The sequence below is a fragment of the Candidatus Palauibacter scopulicola genome (assembly GCF_947581915.1).
Lineage (GTDB): Bacteria > Gemmatimonadota > Gemmatimonadetes > Palauibacterales > Palauibacteraceae > Palauibacter > Palauibacter scopulicola.
In genome coordinates, this window is record NZ_CANPWG010000039.1 from 41,037 (window position 1) to 63,679 (window position 22,643).

16 protein-coding genes are annotated in these 22,643 nt (G+C 67.9%); 4 read left to right on the plus strand and 12 right to left on the minus strand.

All coding sequences use genetic code 11. The features are described 5' to 3' along the window. Positions 1–11 precede the first annotated feature (11 nt). Positions 12–764 (plus strand): tetratricopeptide repeat protein, encoded by a 753-nt coding sequence (locus tag RN743_RS07615; protein ID WP_310778375.1) that lies wholly within the window; start codon positions 12–14, stop codon positions 762–764. A gap of 147 nt (positions 765–911) precedes the next feature. On the opposite strand, the gene RN743_RS07620 is transcribed toward RN743_RS07615, so the two are convergent. The 6 genes from RN743_RS07620 to RN743_RS07645 all read right to left on the minus strand — a co-directional run bounded on the left by RN743_RS07620 (position 912) and on the right by RN743_RS07645 (position 10,981). Beyond that, positions 912–3,194: a DUF5916 domain-containing protein gene (locus RN743_RS07620; RefSeq protein ID WP_310778378.1), complete on the minus strand. Its 2,283-nt coding sequence runs from the start codon at positions 3,192–3,194 to the stop codon at positions 912–914. Continuing rightward, on the minus strand, positions 3,191–5,485 hold the full coding sequence (locus RN743_RS07625; protein ID WP_310778380.1) for a DUF5916 domain-containing protein: 2,295 nt from the start codon (positions 5,483–5,485) through the stop codon (positions 3,191–3,193). The genes RN743_RS07620 and RN743_RS07625 overlap by 4 nt, the downstream gene beginning before the upstream one ends. Before the next feature lie 130 nt (positions 5,486–5,615). Then, positions 5,616–7,895, minus strand: coding sequence for a DUF5916 domain-containing protein (locus RN743_RS07630; RefSeq protein WP_310778382.1), 2,280 nt, complete (start codon positions 7,893–7,895; stop codon positions 5,616–5,618). Positions 7,896–7,930: 35 nt separating this feature from the next. Then, entirely contained in the window at positions 7,931–8,839 is a 909-nt protein-coding gene (locus RN743_RS07635; protein WP_310778386.1) for an ion transporter, read from the minus strand. Next, positions 8,839–9,627 (minus strand): polyprenol monophosphomannose synthase, encoded by a 789-nt coding sequence (locus tag RN743_RS07640; RefSeq protein ID WP_310778388.1) that lies wholly within the window; start codon positions 9,625–9,627, stop codon positions 8,839–8,841. Before RN743_RS07640 ends, RN743_RS07635 begins: the two co-directional genes overlap by 1 nt. 22 nt (positions 9,628–9,649) lie before the next feature. Continuing rightward, positions 9,650–10,981, minus strand: coding sequence for a LamG-like jellyroll fold domain-containing protein (locus tag RN743_RS07645; protein WP_310778391.1), 1,332 nt, complete (start codon positions 10,979–10,981; stop codon positions 9,650–9,652). A 199-nt stretch (positions 10,982–11,180) separates the two neighbouring features. Here RN743_RS07645 and RN743_RS07650 point away from each other — a divergent pair, with 199 nt between their 5' ends. The 3 genes from RN743_RS07650 to RN743_RS07660 are packed head-to-tail and all read left to right on the plus strand — an operon-like array spanning position 11,181 to position 14,241. Continuing rightward, on the plus strand, positions 11,181–11,963 hold the full coding sequence (locus RN743_RS07650; RefSeq protein ID WP_310778395.1) for a TylF/MycF/NovP-related O-methyltransferase: 783 nt from the start codon (positions 11,181–11,183) through the stop codon (positions 11,961–11,963). Between the two features lie 5 nt (positions 11,964–11,968). Then, positions 11,969–13,120, plus strand: coding sequence for a UDP-N-acetylglucosamine 2-epimerase (non-hydrolyzing) (gene wecB / locus RN743_RS07655; RefSeq protein ID WP_310778398.1), 1,152 nt, complete (start codon positions 11,969–11,971; stop codon positions 13,118–13,120). After that, the gene (locus tag RN743_RS07660; RefSeq protein ID WP_310778401.1) at positions 13,117–14,241 is read left to right on the plus strand and encodes a glycosyltransferase family 4 protein; all 1,125 of its coding nucleotides are present in this window, start codon (positions 13,117–13,119) and stop codon (positions 14,239–14,241) included. The genes wecB and RN743_RS07660 overlap by 4 nt, the downstream gene beginning before the upstream one ends. On the opposite strand, the gene RN743_RS07665 is transcribed toward RN743_RS07660, so the two are convergent. The 6 genes from RN743_RS07665 to rpoN form a co-directional block, all read right to left on the minus strand. Continuing rightward, a complete protein-coding gene (locus RN743_RS07665; RefSeq protein WP_310778402.1) occupies positions 14,202–16,688 on the minus strand; it encodes a hypothetical protein in 2,487 nt (828 codons plus the stop codon). The two genes, RN743_RS07660 and RN743_RS07665, sit on opposite strands and share 40 nt — an antisense overlap. A gap of 99 nt (positions 16,689–16,787) precedes the next feature. Further along, complete coding sequence (locus RN743_RS07670) at positions 16,788–17,753, minus strand: hypothetical protein (protein WP_310778407.1); 966 nt, start codon at positions 17,751–17,753, stop codon at positions 16,788–16,790. Beyond that, complete coding sequence (locus RN743_RS07675; RefSeq protein WP_310778410.1) at positions 17,753–19,330, minus strand: hypothetical protein; 1,578 nt, start codon at positions 19,328–19,330, stop codon at positions 17,753–17,755. The genes RN743_RS07670 and RN743_RS07675 overlap by 1 nt, the downstream gene beginning before the upstream one ends. Next, positions 19,327–20,289: a class I SAM-dependent methyltransferase gene (locus RN743_RS07680; RefSeq protein ID WP_310778413.1), complete on the minus strand. Its 963-nt coding sequence runs from the start codon at positions 20,287–20,289 to the stop codon at positions 19,327–19,329. Before RN743_RS07680 ends, RN743_RS07675 begins: the two co-directional genes overlap by 4 nt. Beyond that, the gene (locus tag RN743_RS07685) at positions 20,286–21,218 is read right to left on the minus strand and encodes a glycosyltransferase (RefSeq protein ID WP_310778416.1); all 933 of its coding nucleotides are present in this window, start codon (positions 21,216–21,218) and stop codon (positions 20,286–20,288) included. Before RN743_RS07685 ends, RN743_RS07680 begins: the two co-directional genes overlap by 4 nt. Beyond that, positions 21,215–22,642 (minus strand): RNA polymerase factor sigma-54, encoded by a 1,428-nt coding sequence (rpoN, locus tag RN743_RS07690; RefSeq protein ID WP_310778419.1) that lies wholly within the window; start codon positions 22,640–22,642, stop codon positions 21,215–21,217. The genes RN743_RS07685 and rpoN overlap by 4 nt, the downstream gene beginning before the upstream one ends. Position 22,643 lies beyond the last annotated feature (1 nt).

Here is a 22,643-nt window from a genome sequence, read left to right on the forward strand (position 1 = left end):
GGCGATCCGCCGTGCCGGGTAGCTTCACGCCGTTCGACACCGAGCAGGAAACGAGGAGGGGACGGCAGATGGCGGACGCGCTCGCCAGCGGAAAACGACCGGACGACGAAGGCGGACGGCAGGATGCCTTCGTGCGGTCCACCTTCCGCCTGGCCACCTGGGTCAACAGGAACATGCGGGCGGTGCTGGTGGGGGCCGCCGGCATCGCGATGGTCGTCGTGGGTTTCGTGTACTACACGAACTTCCAGGCCTCGGTGCGCGAGCAGGCGGCGTCCGAACTCGCGACGCTGCGGATGGCCGCCACCGACCCCCAACTCCTCATCGCCGATCTCGAAACCTACGTCGAGCGCTTCGATAACGTCGCGGCGGCGAACGAAGGCCGGCTTCTCCTTGCGCGGACCTATCTCGACCAGGGGCGGTCCGTGGAGGCCGCACAGGTTGCGAGCACAATCTCGGAGGCGCCGGACCGTCCGGTCGGACTCGCCGCACGCACGCTCCTCGCGGCGGCACAGGAAGCGTCCGGCGACGCGGAGACCGCGCTCGCCACGTGGGAATCGCTGGGTGAGACGGCGCGTTTCGCCTTCCAGCGCCGCGAGGCTCGCGCCGCCGCCGCGAGAATCCTCGCGTCCCTCGGCCGTCTCGAGGAAGCCGAGACGATCTTCGCCGCCATCGCCGAGGAAGCCGCGCGGGAGGACCCGGTGGAGGCCGGCGTCTACCGGCTCCGACTCGGAGAGATCAAGGCCCGCCGCGCCGGCAGCGGGTAATCGCCGAACACCTGGCCGGATCCCCGAACATCCGTGGACAGTACTGGGGCTGCCGCACGACCCCCGTAATGGCGCATAAGATATATTATGTAAACTTACAGGAGGTATCACCTGCCCGCGTATCGTTCTCTCCGTCCTCGTCCCCGCCTAGAAGGTGAAGGTGTGGGAGTATTTCACCATGAGCGCGCGCCCGGACGAGAACGGGAGGCGCGGGTCGACGCCGCCGTTGGTGCGGTCCATGAAGTAGCCCTCGTTGTAGACCACCCACAGATCCACGCCCTCGCGGAAGTGGTAGCGGAAGCGCGCGTTGACGCTCACCTGGTCCGTCGTCGAGTTGTACTGGGCGAGCGTGCTCAGCGAGAGGTGCGTGTCGAGCGCGAAATCCAGGTTGAGTCTCGCGAGGTGCGTCGTCAGGAAGTCCCGGTTCGGCAACTCGAAGCGGTTGACGTCGTAGCTCGGGCGGATCTCGAAGTGCCGGGAGAGATTCAGCGCCGGACTCAGGCGGAGACTCACGCGGCGACCGTCGTAGAAGCTGCCGGCCGAACCGCCGATTTCCCCCCGCACGAGGCCGCCGCGCGAGAGCCGGAGGGAGGCATCGGCTTCGTGGAACCAGTATTCCCCCGGGTCGATCGTCAGGCCCGCGATCCCGAACGGGTTCCGGATGCTCTCGAAGCTCGAACGGGACGTGAGCATCAGGAACGTTCCCGACTTCATGCCGATCATCACCTGAGGAGCGATAACTCGTGATTCCGGCGTGAGATCCACGTTCCTGTAGTAGTGCTGTGTGTCGCCGCTGAGCGTCACGGCGCGGAGCGCCGAGTTGGCGCCCATGAACCAGGAATAGCCAGCCGATCCGCCGAACAGCGTGAACTCGTTCCGCAGCTGGAAGCCCAGGCGCGGCAGATAGTCCCCTCCCACGCGGCGATACTGGGCGCTGTAGGCGAACCCCTCCTGCCTCCTCCGCTCGAACTGCGCGAAGAAGGACCCCGCGTCGAGCGGGTTCCGCTCCGCGACATCGTCATCGAAGGACTGGGCCCAGCGCAGCGTCAGGTATTCGTCCCCGAACACCCGCACCTCGCTGTCCGCCCCGTACGCCACGTTCGTCTTGCCGTACGCATCGACGCGCGTGGTGACGATGCCGCCGACGGAAGAATTCTGGTTGAAGACCTGCTGCTTGAGCCGCAGCACGCCCATGTTCTCGCCCGGCCGCCCGACTGCGGGGGCCGTCTGCATGTTCAGCAGGCCGAAGTCGAGCCCGCCGGCCCGGCCCACCACGCGCGCACCCCCGTAGATGCGGACGAGTTCGCCGCGGTCCAGCCCGATCCGGCGGCTGAAGAAGACGCGGTCGGTGACGCCGCCGGTGGCAAAGTCGAAGGTCGCCGAGCGTTCCTGGAAGAACTGCCGTTTCTCCGGGAAGAAGAGGGGGAACCGCGTGACATTGATCTGCTGGTCGTCCGCCTCCACCTGGGCGAAGTCGGTGTTCGCCGTGAGGTCGATCGACAGGTTCGACGAGGGCGAGTACTTGAAGTCGAGGCCCGGTTCCCCGGTGGGGTCGTCCATCGTCTCCCAGTACGCCCGCACGTCCGGCGGTTCTCGCAGCGTCGGGATCTGCGTCATCCCTCCGAGGACGTACGGCGTCACGTAGATCGGGTTCGCGCGATTCACGCCCCGGAAGGTGACCCGTTGCGCCAGCGACGGTTTGCCGAAGCCGAAAAAGCCGTACTCGGGCGAGATGTCGGGGTAGACGTGGCGCTCGTTCTTCCGCGAAATCGAGCGGTAGACGGTGAGCCCCATCGTCACTTCCCCGCCCGTATTCTGGAACCCGAGCGTCGAGAACGGGATCCGCATCTCCGCCGACCAGCCGTCGTTCGTCCGCTGGACGGCGCCGTCCCAGTGCGCGTTCCAGTCGCTGTTGAAGGGCCGGGTGCCCGCCGTCCACTCCGCATCGCCCCAAACCGCGCGGTCGGACCGCGCGCCGTTGGGGTTCACCACGAAGGACACGGCCGTCTCGTGGTCGTTGTAGCTGTCGATCACGACCGAGAACTGGTCGTCGCCGCTGAACCCGTCGCGAGCGAAGCTGTTCGCCCGGATCCCGCCGAGGTCCGAATCGAACAGCTGCCCCGAGACATACAGGTACGCGTCATCGTACGCGATCCGGATCCGCGTCTCCTCGGTAGGGGCCTGGCCGTAAGTGGGCGAATACACCACGAGCGGCACGGGGTCGATGTCCAGCCACGCGGGTTCGTCGACGAAGCCGTCGATGTCGATCTGCCCCTGCCCGTCGAGCCGGTGGAGAGGCACCGGGGGCTTCCCGCGCCCGCCGTCCTGCGCGGCCGCGGCGACCGGCGCCAGCGCCGTGAGCATGGCGCACAGCCACAGCGCCGTCCGCGCGGAGGATCCCGCTTCCCTGCCCGTCGCGCGCAGCTTCACCAGATGAAGGTGTGGGAGTATTTGATCATGATGTTTCGCCCCGCCGACCACGGCAGCCTCGGATCGAGCCCCCGGTCCCGTTCGAAGTTGAACCCTTCATTATACACAATCCAGAGGTCCGTGCCCTCCCTGAAGTGATAGCGGAAGCGCGCGTTGACGCTCGTCCGCTCGTCGAGGTTGTTGTACTGCGCGAAGGCGCTGAACGAGATGTGCGTGTTGAAGGCGAAGTTCAGCCGCAGCCGGCCCAGGTGCGTCGTCGTCGCTTCGCCCCGGTCGGGGAACTCGAGCCGGTTCACCTCGTAGCCCCCGACGACCTCCAGGTAGCGGGAGACGGTCCACGTGGGGTTGAAGATGAGACCCACGCGCCGCCCATCGTAGAAGCTCCCCGCCGTCGTCCGGATGTCACCGCGGAAGATCGTGCTGCGCGGCAGCTGCCAGTCGATCCCGGCCTCCGTGAACCGGTGTTCCCCCGGCACGATGGACACCGCGCCGACCGAAAACGGCCTCCGGATGTCCTCGATCTGGCTGTTCGCGTAGGCCGTGATCATCGCGGTCGACTTGAATTCGAGCCGCACCTCGGGACGGACCGAGCGGGACTCGAGGGTGAGGTCGACGTTGCGCTGGTAGTTCTCGCCCACCAGCGCCAGGGTGATGGCGTTCAGCGTCGCGTCGGCCCCGCGGAGCCAGGTATGGGCCAACTCGCCGCCGAACAGCGTGAAGTCGTTCCGGAGCTGAAAGCCGAGGCGCGGCAGGTAGTCCGGGCCCACGCGCCGGTAGAAGAGATTGTAGGAGACGCCGCGATCCGTCCGCCGCTCCCAGCGCGCCCGCACAAGGCTCGCGTCGAGCACGTTGCGCTCCCTGACCACCTCGTCCTGCGTCTGCGCCCAGGTGAGCGTCAGGTATTCGTCCCCGAACAGGCGCAGTTGCGAATCCAGGCCGTAGGCGACGTTGTTCCGGCCGTTGGAGCCGTAGCGGGTCGTGAGGATCCCGCCGACGAACGAATACGGATTGAGCACCTGCTGCTTGAGGCGCATGACGCCCATGTTCTCGCCCGACCGCCCCGCGGTCGGCGCCGTCTGCATGTTGAGGATCCCGAAGTCCAGGCCCGCCAGCCGGCCGACGAGCCTCGCGCCGCCGTAGATGCGGACGAGTTCGCCCGCTTCGAGCCCAATACGGCGGCTGAAGAACACGCGGTCGGTGAACCCTCCCGTCCCGAAATCGAAGGTCGAGGAGCGTTCCTGGAAAAACTGCCGTTTCTCGGGGAAGAAGAGCGAGAACCGGGTGAGGTTCACCTGCTGGTCGTCCGCCTCCACCTGCGCGAAGTCCGTGTTGACGGTGAGGTCGATCGCCAGATTCGACGAGGGGGAGTACTTGAGGTCGACGCCCGGCTCCGCCACCCGATCCCGCTCCGTCCCCCAGAAGGAGGCGGCGTCCGACGGTTTCCTGAGCACCGGCGTCCGGCTCAAGCCCCCGAGCACGTACGGGGTCACGTAGGCCGGCGTCGTGGGCCGCACGCCGCGCAGCGTCATGCGCTGGCCCTGCGACGGCTTCAGGAAGCCCCCCTGCCCCCATTCGCGGCCGATGAACGGGAAGACGTGGCGCTCGTTCTTCCGGGCGATGAAGCGGTAGACGATGATCCCCATCGTCACCTCGTCCCCCTGCGCCTGGAAGCCGAGCGTGGAGAACGGGACCCGGTATTCCGCGAACCAGCCCTCGTCGTTCCGCGACGTGACGACCTGCCAGTGGGCGTTCCAGTCCACGTTGAACGGCATCACGTCGCCCGTGAAGTCGCCGTCGTTGGAGAGCGAGCGATCCTGGCGGACGCCGGCGGGCGTGGTCCCGAGCCAGGCCCCGGTCTCGTAGTCGTTGTAGCTGTCGACCACGAACGAGAGGAGATCGTCGCCGCTGAACGCATCCCGGAGGTAGGTGTTCGCCCGAATGCCCTCGGGGTTCGAGTCGTACATCCGTCCGGAGAGGTAGAGGTATTCGTCATCGTGGGCGATCCGTACCTCGGTCTGCTCCGTCATCTCGCCCCCGTGGTTGGGGGCCCACATGAACATCGGGAGCGGCTCGATCGCATCCCAGGCCGGCTCGTCGACGACGCCGTCAACGTCGATCTCCCCCGCGAGCCGGGGGATGGGAACGGGAACGGGCGAGCGGAATCCCGCCGCATCGATCTGGCCGGAGGTTCCGGTTTGCGCGGAGAGCGCGGGCGCCGCCGGCAGGCAGACCGCCACGATCCACGCGCACCGCGTCGCGAGTTGCCGAGATGGACGGCCGATGTGGGTCAACGGCATGTCCCCAGGGTCGGGGGTGGCACCGGGAAGGTCTGCTCGCCGAAGAGAACACCCCGGCGAGTCCGGGGGTTCAATCCCGGCGGCGGAGGGCGCGTCGGCCGCCGAGTGGCCGGCGCCCCCCAGGCTACCAGCTGAAGGTGTGCGAGTACTTGATCATGACGTTGCGCCCGGCCGACCAGGGCAGCCTCGGATCGAATCCCCGTTCGCGGTCGAAGTTCAGCCCCTCGTTGTACACGATCCAGAGGTCCGTTCCCTCCCGGAAGTGATAGCGGAAGCGGGCGTTGATGCTCATGCGCTCGTCGAGGTTGTTGTACTGCGCGAAGGTGCTGAACGAGACCTGCGGATTGAGGGCGAAGGCGAGTCGCACCCGGGCGAGTTGCGCGGTCGCCGCCTCGCCCCGGTTCGGAAACTCGATCCGGTTAACCTCGTAGCCACCGCCGACCTCCAGGTAACGGGACACGCTCCACATCGGGTTGAAGATCAGGCCCGCCCGCCGGCCGTCGTAGAAGCTCCCCACGGTGGTCCTGATGTCTCCGCGGAAGATCGCGGTGCGCGGCAGCATCCAGTCGATACCCACTTCCCGGAACCAGTACTCCCCCGCAGGGATCGAGAGGCCGGTGACGCGAAACGGCGTCCGGATGTCCTCGAACTGCGTGTTCGAATACGCCGCAATCCGCGACCCCGACTTGAAGGCGAGTTCCAGTTCGGGGCGGATCGATTGGGACTCCGGCGTGACGTCGGCGTTCCGATAGTAGCTCTCGCCCATGACCGACAGCGTGACGGTGTTCAGCGAAGCGCTCGGACCCCGAAGCCAGGTGTGGCCGACCTCGCCGCCGAAGAGCGTGAAGTCGCTCCGCAACTGGAAGCCGAGCCGCGGCGTGTAGTCGGGGCCCACGCGCCGGTAGTAGAGGTTGTACGACACGCCGCGGTCCGTTCTCCGCTCCCACCGCACGCGGAACAGCCCCGCGTCGAGCGGATTCCGCTCGTTCACCGCCTCGTCGAACGTCTGCGCCCAGGTGAGCGTCACCCACTCGTTGCCGAGGGGGCGGATCTGCGTGTCCACGCCGTAGGCGACGTTGTCCTGGCCGTTCCCCCCGAGCCGGGTCGCCACGATCCCCCCGACGAAGGAGTACGGATTGAACACCTGCTGCTTTACCCGCATCACGCCGACGTTTTCTCCCGAGCGCCCTCCCGCGGGAGCCGTCTGCATGTTCAGGAGCCCGTAGTCCAGTCCGCCCATGCGGCCAACGACCCGCGCGCCTCCATAGATCCGCACCAGTTCCCCGCCTTCGAGGCCGACCCTCCGGCTGAAGAAGACGCGGTCCGTGAAGCCGCCGGTCCCGAAGTCGAAGGTCGACGACCGTTCCTGAAAGAACTGCCGTTTCTCCGGGAAGAATAGCGAGAAGCGGGTGAGGTTCACCTGCTGCTCGTCCGCCTCCACCTGGGCGAAGTCGGTGTTGACCGTGAGATCGATGGCCAGGTTGGACGATGGCGAATACTTGAGATCGACGCCCGGTTCCGTGGTCCGGTCCTGTTCCGTCGCCCAGTAGGCGGCCGCGTCCGCGGGCTCGCGCAGCACCGGCGTCCGGCGCAGGCCGCCGAGCGCGTACGGGGTCACGTAGACCGGCGCGGTGGGCCGGACTTCGCGCAGCGTCACGCGCTGCGTCTGCGACGGCTTCATGAAGGCGAGCCGGCCCCACTCGCGCGCGATCGGGGGGTATACCTGGCGTTCGTTCTTCCGGCCGATGTAGCGATAGATGGTGATCCCCATCGTCACCTCATCGCCCTCCGCCTGGAATCCCAGCGTCGAGAACGGGATGCGGAACTCCGCGAACCACCCTTCCCCGTTGCGGGTCGTCTGGACGTCCCAGTGCGCGTTCCAGTCCTCGTTGAAGGGCGGGAGGTCGCCGCTGAACTCGGCGTCGTTGGAAATCGAGCGGTCCTGCCGGACTCCGGCCGGGGTCGTGCCGAACCAGAGCGCCGTCTCGTAGTCGTTGTAGCTGTCGATCACGAACGAGAACAGGTCGTCGCCGCTGTAACTATCACGATAGAAGGTGTTTACGCGGATTCCGTCCGGGTTCGAATCGTACATCCGTCCGGAGACGTAGAGGTACCGGTCATCGTGCGCTAGACGGATCTCCGTCCGTTCCGTCTGCTCGCCGCCGTGGGTGGGCGACATGATGAAGAGGGGAAGCGGGTCGATCGTCTCCCACACGGGTTCGTTCACGACCCCGTCCACGTCGATCGTCTCGGAGATGCGGGGGATGGGTATCGGAGCGCCGGGCCGGAGCACCGCAACGTCCACCTCATCGGCGGCGTTGGCCTGGGCCGCGAGCCCCGACGCCGTACACACGGCCGCCAGGACGACGCCGAACAGGGCCTTCGCGAGCCGGTCGCCGCGCACGGACAGCCTCCTCCGCATATCTCGCCGCGGTTGGGTCATTCGAGCAGTTCGGTGCCGCAGTGCTTGCAGTGGCGCGCATCCGGATCGTGGCCGGACCTGGCGCAGCGCAGGCAGACCCGCTCCATGGCGGCGCGCATTCTCGCGTCACGGCCGCCCGTGATCTCGGCCGTCACGATGCCCGTCGGGACTGCGATCACGCCGTACCCCAGGATCATGAGGAGCGCGGCGAGCATCTGTCCCGTCGTGGTCTGCGGCGTGATGTCGCCGAAGCCCACCGTCGTCACGGTCACAATGGCCCAGTAGACGCCCCGGGGGATGCTGCTGAAGCCCGAGTCGGCGCCCTCGATCACGTACATCGCCGCGCCCACGAGCGTCACCACGACGAGCACCGCGACGATGAAGACGGCGACCTTGTAGGCGCTGGAGCGCAGCGCGTTGATCAGGAGTCGCTCTCCCCCCACGAACTGGGCGAGCTTCAGGACCCGGAACACGCGCAGCACCCGCAGCAGGCGGATGACGGCGAGCGCCTGTCCTCCCGGGATCAGCAACCCCACGAAGTTGGGCAGAACGGCGAGCAGGTCGATGACCCCGAAAAAGGAACGGGCGTATTGGCCGGCCCGCTCCGCCGCGACGAGGCGGAGTATGTACTCGGCCGTGAACAGCGCCGTGAACACCCATTCGAGCGTCCACAGCAGGCTCCGAGCGCGAACGTTGAAATCCTGCACGCTCTCGAGCATCACGACGACCACGCTGGCCAGGATGACGCCGATGAGGCTGAGGTCGAAGAGCCGGCCGCCGCGAGTCAGGTTGCCGAAGATGATGCGGTGGGTCTCGCACCTCCACTGCGGTCGCTTCGAGAAGACCGGATGGTTGTCGTAGTCGATCGCCGGACGCGCGGGTTCCCGCCGGGACGGGAAGTACGACATCGTCCGGTTTCTGGCCATCACAGCCTCCCGATGAGGGACCGCAGCCGCAGCGCCCACACCCGCCACACCGCCTCGCGCACGATGGCCCCCGACATCTTGCTCTGTCCGAGGCGGCGGTCCGTGAACACGATGGGGACTTCCCCGACCCGGAACCCCTTCTTCCATGCCCGGAAGTTCATCTCGATCTGGAACGTGTACCCGGTCGATCCTACGCGGTCGAGGTCGATCGCCTCCAGTACGCGGCGCGTGAAGCACTTGAAGCCGCTCGTGGAGTCGGCGAGGCGCAGTCCCGTGGCGATGCGCGCGTACTTGTTCGCGTAGTAGCTGAGGAGCAGGCGCGACATCGGCCAGTTGATGACGTTCACCCCCGCGGTATAGCGGGAGCCGACGACGACATCGAAGCGGCCGGTCGCGGCGATCATATCGGGAATATAGCGCGCGTCATGCGATCCGTCGGCGTCCATCTCGAAGATCCACTCGAAATCCCGCTCGAGCGCCCAGCGGAAACCGGCGATGTAGGCGGTCCCGAGCCCCAGCTTCCCCTCCCGGTGCAGCACGTTCACGCGCGGTTCCGCCGCGGCGAGCGAGTCGACGAGAGCACCGGTCCCGTCGGGCGACGCATCGTCGACGACGAGGACCGAGAGCCGGCGGTCCTGCGCCAGCACGCCCTCGACGATCCCGGCGATGGAATCGACCTCGTTGTACGTGGGCAGGATGACGAGACCCCGCTCGCTGCCTGTGGGGACGGCGGCGATCAGGTCCTCGTCGGAATCCGCCGAGGGAGTGGGGGACGTGTCCGGGCTCATGGCAGCCGGAATTTACGTCGGCTCAGGAATCGCAGAAACCAACGGCAGTGTTTTCGATTACCGACCGAATTCCCTCCACGCCGAGCGCGCGCCCGAAGAACATCGCTTCGTCGATCTCTCCCTCGAACTCCACCTCCAATGCGTCGTCCGAGAACCCCTCCTCGCTTCGCGATCCGATGCCGACGGGCCCGTCGGTCGGGTTGATGCTCCCGGCGCGGTGCGTCCCCTGCGCTTCTCCGTTGACGTAGAACGTGAGGCGCTGGCCGTCCCAGGTCATGGCCAGGTGGGTCCACTCGCCGGCGACAAGGCGCGGTCCGTAGACCCTCGCGTCTCCGCCGAAGCCGGGCCGCACTCTGAGGACCGACCTCCACCGGCCGTTGTGGTTGTCGAGCAGCCACGACTCCTGCCAGGGGTGTCCCTTTCCGAGGGCGGTGCCGCTGCCGCTGGCCTCGTCCGGTCCCGGTTTGGCCCACGCCATGACGGAGAACGGCCCCGCCGGCTTGAGGGTGGGCGCGTTCGGCACGAGCGCGATCGCATCCACGCCATCGAAGGAGAAGGCCTCCCCGGCGCCGGGAACGCCCTCGGCGTAGCCCGCTCCGTGCATGAGCGTCGCGTCCACGCCCCCGATACGGTCGGCGCCGCTGCCTTCGCCCGACCACCAGTGCAGGATGCCTCCCGGAACCGCGCAGACCGCCAGTTCGAAGCTCTGCCGGGCTTCGGCTTCTTCGTGGTCCCGCGCCGTCACCGTCGCCTCCGCCGTGCCCCGCGAGAGCCCGACCATGGTCAACTCGCTCCCGGCAACGGAGACCCCCGCTACGAGCGGGTCGGATGAGGCAGCACTGTAGGTCAGGGCATCGCCTTCCGGATCGGTGAAGTAACCGGAGACATCGATGGTCTCCGTACCGCCCGTGACCAGCGTCCGTGAGGCGATCTCGCTCACGGGCGTCGGCGCCAGGTTCGGAACCGTCACGGAGAACGACAGACTGGCCTCCCCACCCCTCCCGTCGCTCGCGGTGACGGTGGCCGATGCCGCACCCCGGGACACGGCGATGAGGATCAACCGCGCGCCGGACACCGCGGCCTCCGCGACGAGCGTGTCGGACGATGCGGCGCCGTATGTCAGTGCGTCGCCATCCGGATCCCGGAAGAACTGCGAGAGGTCCACTGTGGCGTTCGTGCCGGCGACAATGGATTGCGCCGGAATGGCACCCGTGGCCTCGGGCGCCCGGTTCTCCGGGGGCGCCGGGGGTGCCGGGTCGGGATCCACGACGAGACTGTCCCCTCCCCCGCAACCGACAACCACGGCAAGGGTCAGAAGGCGCGGAGGCGCGATACGCGACACTGGACGGGCCATGGCCACCCTCCCCTCCTCGGACGTTTGGCAGCCTGTCGGTCGCTGCGTAGCTTTGGGGTTCGTATCCTCAAACCAGCATCAGGTTCCCCGCCCGCGACTCGGCCGGCGGCCCAGGTCGCCTCGGCATTCCAGGCGACCCCGCCGGTTCCGCCGTCCCCACACATTTCGGGCGCGGAGTCGTGCGAGAAAGGAATAGTCGGTGGCATCCCCGCTCCGCAAATCGTCCCCCGAGGCTGGACCCGCCGAGGGCGACGTGCGCCGGGCGGGGTTGCTCGCCTCGCTCGTCCGCGCCCTCCACCGCCGCCTGCCCGGCCTCGTGGGCGGGGCCAGGCGCATCGTGTACCGGACCCCGCTGCTGCGGAACGTCATGCTGCCGACGTATCCGTACTGGGTGGATCCGGGGGTACTGGCAGCGATGGTGGGCCTCATCGAAGCCACGCGAGGGACGGGAGGGGCCGTGGTGGAGATCGGCGTCGGCCGCGGCGACAGTTCGGTGTTCATCCTCGAACATCTGTCGACGACCGGCGATCCGCGCGACCTGGTGCTGGTGGACACGTTCGACGGCTTCACGCCGGAGAGCATCGCGCATGAGACCGGCGAGCGGGGCAAGACGAGGTCGGAGATCTCGGACTATACCTACCTGGACCGCCGGGTGTACGAACACGGTCTCTCGCGCCTGGGCTACTCGAATTTCCGCATCGTCGAGGGCGACTGCGCGCAGGTGGACTGGGCGGACGTCACGGGCCCGGTCGGCGCGGTGCTGCTGGACGTGGACCTCTACATGCCCACTCGGCACGTGCTCGATGCGATCTGGCCCCTCGTCGTCCCCGGCGGCGGATTCGTCCTCGATGACTGCATCGAACCGAACTGGGCGGACGGCGCCCTCCAGGCCTACTCCGAATTCACGGACCGCCACGGCTTGCCGTTCACCAGGGTCGGGCGCAGCGGCGGGCTCATCGTTAAGCAGGCCGACGAAGAATGACCACGGTGCCGCGAATCCTGATCGTGATCGGGACCCGTCCGGAGGCGATCAAGATGGCGCCGGTCCATGAAGCGCTTTGTCGCCTCGCACCGGCGCTGGAAACGAAGGTCGCGCTGAGCGGGCAACACCTGGACCTCGTGGAGCCGGCCATCGACGTCTTCGGCATCGTGCCGGACTACCGGCTGAACGTGATGCGGGAAGGCCAGGACGTGGCGGATGTCGTGAGCCGCGTGCTCCGGGACCTGCGTACCATCCTGCGCGAAGCCGCGCCGGACGTCCTCCTCGTGCAGGGCGACACGGCGACGGTGTTCGCCGCTTCGCTGGCCGGGTTCCTCGAGAAGGTGAAGGTGGGGCACGTGGAGGCGGGACTCCGGAGTCACGACCGCTACGCGCCCTTCCCCGAGGAGATCCTGCGCCGCCTCACGGATGTCGCATCCGAGTACCATTTCGCCCCGACGATCCGGGCGCGTGACGAGTTGCTGCGAGAGAACACCTCGCCGGACACGGTGTTCGTCACCGGGAATACGGTGGTCGACGCCCTGCTCTCCGTCGCCCGGCGCGAACGACCTGTAAGGGATCCTTCCCTGGCGGAGATCCGGTCGCGGGTCCGGGGCGGCGAGGCGCGGCTCGTGCTCTTGACCGCGCATCGCCGCGAGGCTTTCGGCCCTCCTCTCACCGAGATCTTTCGGGCCGTGCGGGACGTGGCCGATGCACACCTCGATGTGTGCGTGCTCTATCCCGTCCATCCCAACCCGAACGTGCTCGTGCCGGCGCGTGAGTCGCTGGCGGACCACCCGCGCATCCACCTCACGGAGCCGCTCGACTACCTGGACCTCGTAGCGGCGCTGGAATCCGCGGCGCTCGTGATGACCGATTCCGGCGGCATTCAGGAGGAGGCGCCGACGTTCGCCACGCCGGTCCTCGTATTGCGGGATGTCACGGAGCGTCCGGAGGGAGTGGAGGCCGGCGTCGCCGAACTCGTCGGCACGGATCGCCGGCTCATCGCGGAGCGTGCCCGTGCGGCCCTGTCTCGTGAGCCCGGCCGTGAACCGCCCCGCAATCCATACGGGGACGGGCGAGCGGGCGAGCGGATCGCGGACATCCTGGCCGCGGACCTGCTCGGACGGACGCGCCGACTCGAGGATTGGACCGGATGAACATCCTCATGCACACCGTCTACTATGCGCCCGAGGTCGGAGGGCTGGAGAGTCACGTGCACTTTCTCTGCCGCGCACTGGCGGCACGAGGGCACACGGTGCGCGTGGTGACGTCCGCTTCGCTGCCCGGCCTCCCGCCGTTCGAGACCATGGACGGCGTGGAGCTTCGCAGGACATGGCTCCCGGCACGAAACACGCCAGGCTGGGCCGCACACGCGCTGGGGTCGCTGCCGAGCTTCATCGAGTGGGCCGGGGAGGCGGATATCCTCCACGCGCAGGATATTGCGGCGGTCCCGCCCTGCCTCGTGGCGCGCGGCACGAGCGGGACTCCGATCGTCACCACCTACCACACGAGCCATTTCCTCCGACGTGCGGAATCCCGTTTCTGGCGTCCGGTTTTCCGCGGGTTCCTGCGGGCGGCGGACCACAATCTCGCGGCGAGCAGGGAGATCGCGGACGTCGGCGAGTCTATCGCTCCCGGCGCGCACGTGGAGCCGCTGACGAACGGCGTGGACACCGAGACGTTCCGGCGCACAGGCGCGCCGGAGCCGAGCCGCGGTACGGAGCGACCCGCCCGCCTCATCGCCCCGCGACGCCTGTTCGAGAAGAACGGCGTCGAGTACTTCGTGCGGGCGCTCCCGCTCATCGCCGAACATGTCGGCGTGGAAGCGCTCATCGTGGGCGACGGCCCGGAACGGGATCGGCTCGAGGCGCTGGCACGCGAGCTCGGGGTCTCGGACCGGGTGAGCTTCCTCGGGGCCCGGCCGCACGCCGAGATGCCTCGACTGCTGTCCTCGTGCGACCTCGCCGTCTTCCCTTCCCTCATGGAAGCAACATCCGTGGCCGCGCTCGAGGCGATGGCGTGCGAACTTCCGGTGGCGGCGACGAACGTCGGAGGTCTCCCGGAGATTGTCGACGACGGCGTCGGAGGTCTCTGTGAGCCCGCCGACCCGGTGAGCCTGGCACGGCTGGTCACAGGGCTGCTGGAGGGTGGTCGATTGCCGGATCTGGGGGCCGAGGCCCGCCGGCGGGTGGTCTCGCAGTGGAGCAACGAACGCCTGGCGGACCGCCACGAGGAGATCTACGCGGAGCTTCTCTCCGAGCGCGCGCGCCGGAACTGAACGCCGTTGGCAGCCAGCAGGGCAAGCAACACCGCGACTCCCAGCCAGAACGACCACATCAACAGACCGGATTCGTAGTACATCTCCACCTGTGCCCGTCCGGCCGGCACCGGCACTGCCCGCAGCGTGTGGTACGCACGCATGACCGGCACGCTCTCCCCGTTCACGCGAGCCTTCCACGCGGGATACCAGTTGTCCGCGACCACGAGGAGGGCGGGCCGCTCGGCGGATACCTCGAGCCGAAGCCGATCCGGTCCGCGCTCGAGCCATGTCACCTCCCCACTCACCGAACCCCCGTCTAGCTCCAGCGACGGCGCGTCGGCCAGGACCACTTCCCTTTCCGGATCGAAGTCCGGAGACAGCATGTAGGGCACGGCCTCCTCGTCGGTTTTGACGACGGCGGAGCCCACGAGGCGGGCGCGAGGCAACCCCGCCTCCTCGAACACGGACTCCACGGTCCGACCGTCCGGCGTTTGCGTGCGGCTGAGGACCGGACCGGCGGGAGACTGCCCCATGGCAAGATCGGGCCAGAGGATGTAGCGCACGTTGAGCAGGGCCCGGATGTTGCCGGACTGCAGGAGGTTGAGCGGAAGCCCGGAACCCGCCATCCCGATCAGTTCGCGGTACCGGGCGAGGTCGTTCGGATGGTGGCCGGCCGCCATTTCGATCCCGCTCAGGACCGGATCGAGATCCTGCCCCGCCCTCCGCAGGGACAGCATGCGGTAGGGCTCCTCGCTCCCCCTCTCGCGTTCCAGCACCGCCTGGATGTTCGGATCCGGGGCGGCCCATTGGTGGAAGTCCATCGTCTGAACGAAGATCCGGTCCACCCGCAGCGCGTCCGTGGCCACCAGGGCGACGAGTCCGAGAACGAACAGGGCCGGCCGGAGGCGGGACCCGCGGTAGGCCCACGCCAGGATCACGAGGACTCCCGCCAGCACGAACGCGAGCCAGGCCCCCTCTGTGATGTGCGGCGCGGCTGCGGCCAGCGCGGCCTGGCGCCCTTCGTCGATCCCGAAGACCGCCGTCCACGTGGACGTCAAACGCCCGACCGAGGCGAGTAGCGCCACACCCCCCAGGATGGCGGCGCCCCAGAGGAGCACGCGCTCCGGCTTGTCCGACGCCGGCGCCTCCCGCCGCGCGGCGCGAAGGCGGTCGACGCCCAGGGCAGCCAGCGTCGCCACGGAGAATGCGAACAGAAACATCGCCGTGGACGGAGCCCGGAACATTCGGATGCCGGGCACGACTTCGTAGGCGACGCGCCATACAGGCGTATGCGCGCCGAGCGCGAACAGGAGGACGGCGCCGGCCAGTCCGGCGAAGAACCAGCGCGTGCCACGTCTGGCGCCGCCGGCAAAGGACACCGCCGCCAGCAGCAGCAGCACCAGTCCCGCGTACTCGGAATTGAGCTTGAACGGATTGCGGCCCCAGTAGGTGCCCGCGGCCCACGCGGCGGATCCGTTCACGCTGCTGCCGACGAACTGCGGGATCACGAGCGAGGCCACCTCCTCTGGGTGGAGCGACCACGAACTCGACCATGCCTCGCCGGTTTCCCCCGCGAGTTCACCGGACGTGGCCGTGCGGCGGGAGAACTCGGACACGTAGTCGACAGCGGGGATGAGCTGTCCCCCGGCGATGATCGCGCCCGCGACCGAAGCCAGCAGAAAAAACCCGAACCGGCCCAGCGCACGGCGGCTCCGCACGCCGGACAGACTTCTGGACCCCCGCCGCAGGAGGCGGATCGTCCTGAAGATTGCGAACGCTCCGGCGGCCGCGAACAGGAAGTACGCCAACTGGAAGTGCGGCGTCAGGATGACCGCCGCTACAACGAGCGCGATGCCGGTGAACGAACTCAACCGGGGGCGCAGGAAGAAGCGCTCCGTACAGAGAAACAGAAGGGGCGCAAGGGCGGTCACGAACAGCTTCCCGTCCTGCCCTCCGTAGACGAGACTCACCATCACCGGGGCCAGCATGTAACCGACGCCGGACACCAGTGCCGCACTCCGCGAGACGCCGAGGGCCCGGGTCCAGCCAAACATGAAGAATCCCGCGGCGATCACGTGCAGGATGAGTTTCCAGCCCAACGACCGATACGTCTCGGTGAGGAGCAGAAGGAGCAACGACGGGGGATAGAGCGCATCGCCCGCGCTCAGCCCGTCAATGTACGGAGTGCCTCCCAGAACCTCGGGCTGCCAGAGCGGCACCCGGCCAAGTTCCCTGATGTCCTCCGCGTAGAGGGCGCGGGCGTGATATCCCCCGGAGAGTGTATCGGTGCCCACCAGCATCGCATCGCTGAATATGAAGGATGCGAAGAGCACGATCCCGAGGGCGGGGAACAAGACCCACGGAGCCCAGCGCGGCACGACAGCCGCAGGTCCGGGATTCGCCCCGTCGTTTCCCCGCTCGAGCGCCGGCTCGGGGCCGCGCCGCCGTTTATCCTTCGAACGCATGCATGGCACCGCCAATCATCGCCTTACCTCAGGCCTGTTCACACTGCGCCCAACGTACCTGCCAGCCCGGGGCAACTCCACTGCGCTTCGGCTTCGCGATTACCTCCGGCGAGCACCCAACCCGATCAGCGCGGCGATCGCGAACCCGACGATTTCGGCCAGCGTGGACCAGAGCCTGGCGGCCAGGGCCAGCGCGGCCGCGGGCCCGATCGGAAGGCCCCCCGCAACGCCGAGCAGGCTCGCCAGGGCCGCCTCGCGCACGATCATGCCGGCGGGGGCCAGGATGACCAGGTATCCGGCCACGTAGGCGACGGCGAACACTCCGATCGCCTCGAGCGGGCCCAGAGGGTTCGACACGAGCATCCCTTCGAGCAGCAGCCAGAAACCGAGGCCGTGCGGCAGCCACAGCACGAGGCGCGCCAGCGTGGCCCGCAGGAGGAGGCCTCCCCTCACCTCGGGAGGCTCGGAATCGGGCGGTTCCCGCAACAGCCGGCGGCCCAGGCGGATCATGGCGCGAAGCGCGGGCGGCGCGAGGGCGGCGCCGATGGCGAGCACGCCGAACGCTGCCGACCACGGTCCGATGGCGCCGAAGACGCCCGGGCCGAGCACGGCCGCCCCGATGCCCGCGCCGGTGGCGAGCGTGCCCGCCTGGAGGACGAGCGCCACCGTGAGCGCGACCACGCCGGAATCGCCGCGCGCGCGGACGTAGGCGACGAGACCCGTGGCCTGCCAGATCCTGCCCGGCAGGTATCGGGCGAGTTGCGACCCGAGCCACACGGAGACGCCTTCCCGCACGCCCATGCGGGCGCCGCAGGCGCGGAACACGAAAGCCCAGAGGGCGGCGCCGGCCAACAGGGCCAGGACTTCGCAGGCCACCGCGCCGACCAGCCACGGCGCGCGGAGCCGCCAACCTACGCCCTCCGCCCCGGCCACCGCCGCCCAGGCGTCCCAGCGGCCGGACAGGGCCACGGCAACCGCAACGAGTGCGGCCACCAGGAAGACGAACGCACCGATGACGACGGCGGGACGCGGCCGCCCCGCCGCCCCGGCACCGGGAGCGCGCATCACGGACGCTCTTCGTTTCGGACGCCCAGGACGTGGGTCGTAGGCTCCCCCGTCTCATGAACCGGGAAGAAGGCTTCCGGTGCCTGTTGAATGCCCGGAAGCAGATACCGGACGTTCGTCCCGTGGATCGGATCCAAAACTACGAAGTCGGTCGACCGCACCACGGCCAGCACCGAATCCGGGGTGCTGAGGGGATACATCCGCACCCGCCGCCCCGTAAGTGCGTGAAACAGGCGCGGCTTTCGCACCGTGACGACCGCATCGCCGGGCGTGTTCTCCTCCACCCATGCCGCAGCCTCGAAGAAGTTGCGCCATGCGGGATGATATCCCGCGTAGGGGTCGCCGGCCCCGTATCGTCGGATCATGTCGGTATTCGCGGGCGCCCGCGCCGCTGCGGACCACAGCCCCACGCCGGCCAGAGCGATCATCGCGGCGGCCGGGGCGGAGAATCCGAAGGGCCGTCGCCGTACTTGGCGGGTCAGCAGACCCACCGTATCGAATACGTAGACCAGCACCAGCGGCAACAGGGGCACCAAGTAGCGAACATCGTTTACGCTTTCCTGGAACAGCAGGATCGCCAGGCCCATGAACACCGCGTAGAACTCCGCCGCGCCCGGCTTGCGGAAGGCCAGCGTCAGGCCCAACAGCGCGAGTACGCACACGGCAATGCCCGCGAGGCTCACGATGGGAAGCTGGGCCCACGGACTGTCCGAACCCACCAGCGCCCTCGGCATTTCACGCGAGGCATAGAGCCAGAGGTTCTCCAGGAAGCGGCCCGCAAACCCGGCAAGATCGAGGTAGCCGGCTTCCGGAGTGTACACGTTCGCCAGGCGGAACTGTGCGAAATACGGGCTGGCGCTGTCCGCGACGTACCGGTTCCTCAGGAGCCACGGAATCGTGAGCGCGCTCCCGACCAGTCCATGTACGATCAGCCGGGGCCACCTTCGATGGACCAGGTACGCGATCGAGGTCCCGGCGAGGAGGAGGGCGCCGATGGAGCGCACATAGAAGCTCGCGACGGACGCGAGCAGGGCGACGACGAACACCGGTCCCATTCGGTCGGCCTTCCCGTCTTCGCGTAGCGCCCACAGTGCGACAAGGGTAAAGAGCAGGAACGGGGCTTCGCTCAGGATCCATCGCGAGTAATCGATCACGCCCGGGTTGACGGCAAAGGCCAAGCCGATACACCACCACGGCGCCCGCTCACGGCCGCCTCGCGCGTAGAGGCAGAAGATGACCACCGACGCCGTCGTGAACAGGACGGACAGGAGCTTGAGTACGACGAAGTTCCGGCCGAACAGGGCGACGGCGGGGGCGAGGAGAATCGGGTAGCCCGGAGGGTAGTGGGTATGTGCTTCGGGCGCCCCCGGAGCCATCGAGAGCGCAAAGCCGTCTCCCGCCCGCAGGATGCTCTCCGCCAGGAGGACGTACGTGGCGCTATCCCCTCCCGTATGGATCTTGGGATCGAACAGGACCGCACAAAGCAGGAGGTGCAGGGCCGCCAGCGCGCCGATGGTTCGCACGGTGCGGCTGCTCAACACACCCCGGATTCGGTCCCGGCTCCAGCTCTCGCTCACGCGCCGCCTCCCGCCTCCTCGGCGGACGATCCCGGAGTCCGGCGGATCCGGCGCGCATACACGATCATCTTCGTACGTGGGTCGAATCGAAACCGCACGTTCGCGAGGCGGCCCCAACGAACCAGGCGCTCAAGCGCTGCCCCGACCACCGGAAAGGCCAGCCGCGCGCGCGCCGCCAGAAAATCCATCTGAATGGTCAACCCGTACGACTCTATCCTCAACACCTCGAAACCGGCCCGCTCCAGTGCGCCAGTGATCGTCTTTCGGTTGAAGAAGTAGAGATGTTCCCTCGTCCGGCGAAAATCCTCAAGCCGCTTTCCGATGAGGCGGGACACGAGGGAATCCGAATCCATCGTTGACAGGACGAACACGCCGCCGGGCGCCACCAGAGCGGCGACCCGGCGAAGAGCCTCAAGCGGCTGCGGAAGATGTTCGATGACGTCGAGCATCGCGACGGCGTCAAAACCCTCTCCGTCGTACTTCATGAAGTCGCCGCAATAGACGGGGAACCTGTACTTGGCCGTGATCCACTTCACGGCCTCCGGATTGTATTCCACTCCTTCAACCGCGAACCCGCCATCGTGCGCGACATCCAGCAGGTAGCCCAGGCCGCAGCCGATGTCGAGAAACCGCGGGGCTTCGCCCGGTGCGCCGCCGCTCATCTCGGCGAGGCGGTCGACGATCCGCCGGTGATCGTGCTGCTTGATGAAGCGCTCCGAGAAATAGTCGTAGTAGCCGTATAGGGTCTCGTTTCCGTGGGCGAAGAAGGCGTCGTTCCGGTAATAGTCGAACCCGTAGATCTCGTGCAGTTCCTCTTCGGTGGGCCGGGGCGTCAGCCACATGAAGGTGCAGTTCACACAGCGAACGATCCGCTGCGGACCGAAGTCGTACTTCGTCTTGATCGAGGTCCCGCCACAGAACTCGCACGGATCTTCCGCGGGAGCGTCGCGGGTCTTCACGGGCCGTCGTCGCGGTCGCGCTTGAGGTCTTCGATCTCGTCCCTTAGTTGGGCCATCGTCTCTGCGAGGAAGCCGAGGATGAAGAGGAGGAGGCCTCCCACGACGAGAAGAACCACGAGCGTGAGGAGAGGGCGGTATCCGAGGCCGAACCCGAAGCGCAGTACCAGCGCGGTCAGCCCCGTGACGCAGCCCGCCGCAATCAGCGCGAGGCCGCTCGTGCCGAAGAAGAGCAGCGGCTTGCGCCCGAACACGAGCTGGAACCAGACGGACGCCATGTCCAGCACGCCAATCAGGATTCGCCGGCGGCCCGAGAACTTGGGTTCGCCATGCCGTCGCGGGAGGAGGTCGATGTCCAGTTCGCCGAGCCGGTAACCCCGGGCGTGGGCGAGCACGACGAAATAGCGATGCCAGTCGTCCCGGAGCCGGAGACCCTTGAGGACATCGGCCCGGAAGGCCTTCATCGAGTTGAGGTCGCGCACGGGCACCTTGAAGATGGCGCGCGCGAGCCGGTTGTAAATGGAGGACGTGAAGCGCTTCTCGTAGCGCCCCACCTTGCGGCCGGCGACGAGGTCGTACCCCTCATCCAGCTTCGCCGCGAAACGCGGGATCTCCTCCGTTGAATGCTGCAGATCCGCGTCGAAGAGGACGAGATACCCGCCCCGGGCCGCCGCCGCGGCCGTGAGCATCGCCTCCGTCTTGCCCCGGTTCGCCCGGTGCCGGAGCACGACGGCCCTGCCCTCCAGTCCCGCCCGCGCGGCCGCCTCCTCGGCGGCTTCGGCGGTCCCGTCGGCGGAACCGTCGTCGACGAGGACGACCTCCGCTGCGAGTTCGTACTTCGCGAACGTCGCCGCGAGTTCCGCGAACAGCTCGGGCATGTTCTCGGCTTCGTCGTACGCCGGGACGAGGACGGAGATTCCCGGATCGCTCATACGCGCCTGCGCAGCCGCGCCGAGAGGATCCCGAGCCCGTCCCGGTACTTCGCCACCGTGCGGCGCGCGATCCGAACGCCGGCATCCTGGAGGCGGGCGGTGATCTCGTGGTCGCTGAGCGGCGCCGTGGGGTCCTCCTCCGCCACCAGCTTGCGGATTCGGGCCCGCACGCCCTCCGACGACAGGTCTTCCCCCCCGCGCGTCGCATAGCCGCCCGAGAAGAAGAACTTGAGCGGATAGAGTCCGCGCGGCGTCTGCGCGTACTTGCCGTTCGTCACGCGAGAGACGGTGGATTCGTGCATCTCGATGTGTCGGGCCACGTCGCGAAGCGTGAGCGGCCGCAGGTGTTCGACCCCCTTCTCGAAGAAGTCGTGCTGCCGCTCGACGATGAAGTCCATCACCTTCAGCATGGTCCGCCGGCGCTGCTCGATCGCCTGGATCAGCCACCGCGCGCTGTTGAGCCGTTCCGAGATGAACGCCCTGCTCTCCCCCTCGAACCGGGCGCGGTCCGCAGCCACGTCACGATAGACGGGCGAGAGCTTCAGCCGCGGCAGCGACGTGTCGGCGTGCGAGACGCGATATCGCCCCTCGACCTTCTCCACCGTGAGATCCGGGATTACGTAGGATTCCGAGGCATCCGCGTACCTGAGACCGGGCTTGGGATCCAGCTTCGCGATCTCGTCCGCCGCCGCCTGCACCTCGCGCGGCTCGATCCCGAACGCTTCCGCCAGTTCCGACCACCGGCGGTTCGCAAGGTCATCGAAGTGTCCGTCGACGATCCGGTGCGCCAGCGACCCCTCCCCCCCACGGTCCCGCAACTGCAGCATGAGCGTTTCGCGCAGATCCCGCGCCGCGATGCCGCTCGGTTCGAAGGACTGTATCCGGGCGAGCATCTCCTCCACCTCCGCCCGCGACACCTGGTCCAGCGCCTCGACGATCCGGTCGAGCGGGCACGAGAGGAACCCGTCGCGGTCGACGTTGCCGATGATCTCCTCGCCGATCCGCACCTGACGCTCGCCGAGACGGAGCAGGTTCAACTGCTCGTGAAGGTGATCCCAGAGCGTCTGCGCCGCGGCCGCCGTGGGCGCGTAGTACTCCCGGTCCCCGTATTCCTCGCGCCGCCCGCCCGCATCGAAGTCGTCGAGGAGAATGTCCTCCCAGTCCACCTCCTCGGCCTCATCCGCAGGGTTGTCTCCCGCGTCATCGGCGATGGACTCGGACAGTTCGTCGACGGCGTCGTCCGGCTCGTCCCCCGGTTCCACGAGGTCGAGGAACGGGTTGTCGACGAGCGCCTCCCTCAGGTGGCTCTGAAGGTCGAGCAGCGGCATGTGCAGAAGGTCCATCGCCTGGTAGAGGCGAGGTTGCGCCTTCTGTTCCTGCCGCAGGTGGAGGCCCGCGGCGAGACTCGGCCGTCCCGATGCCATG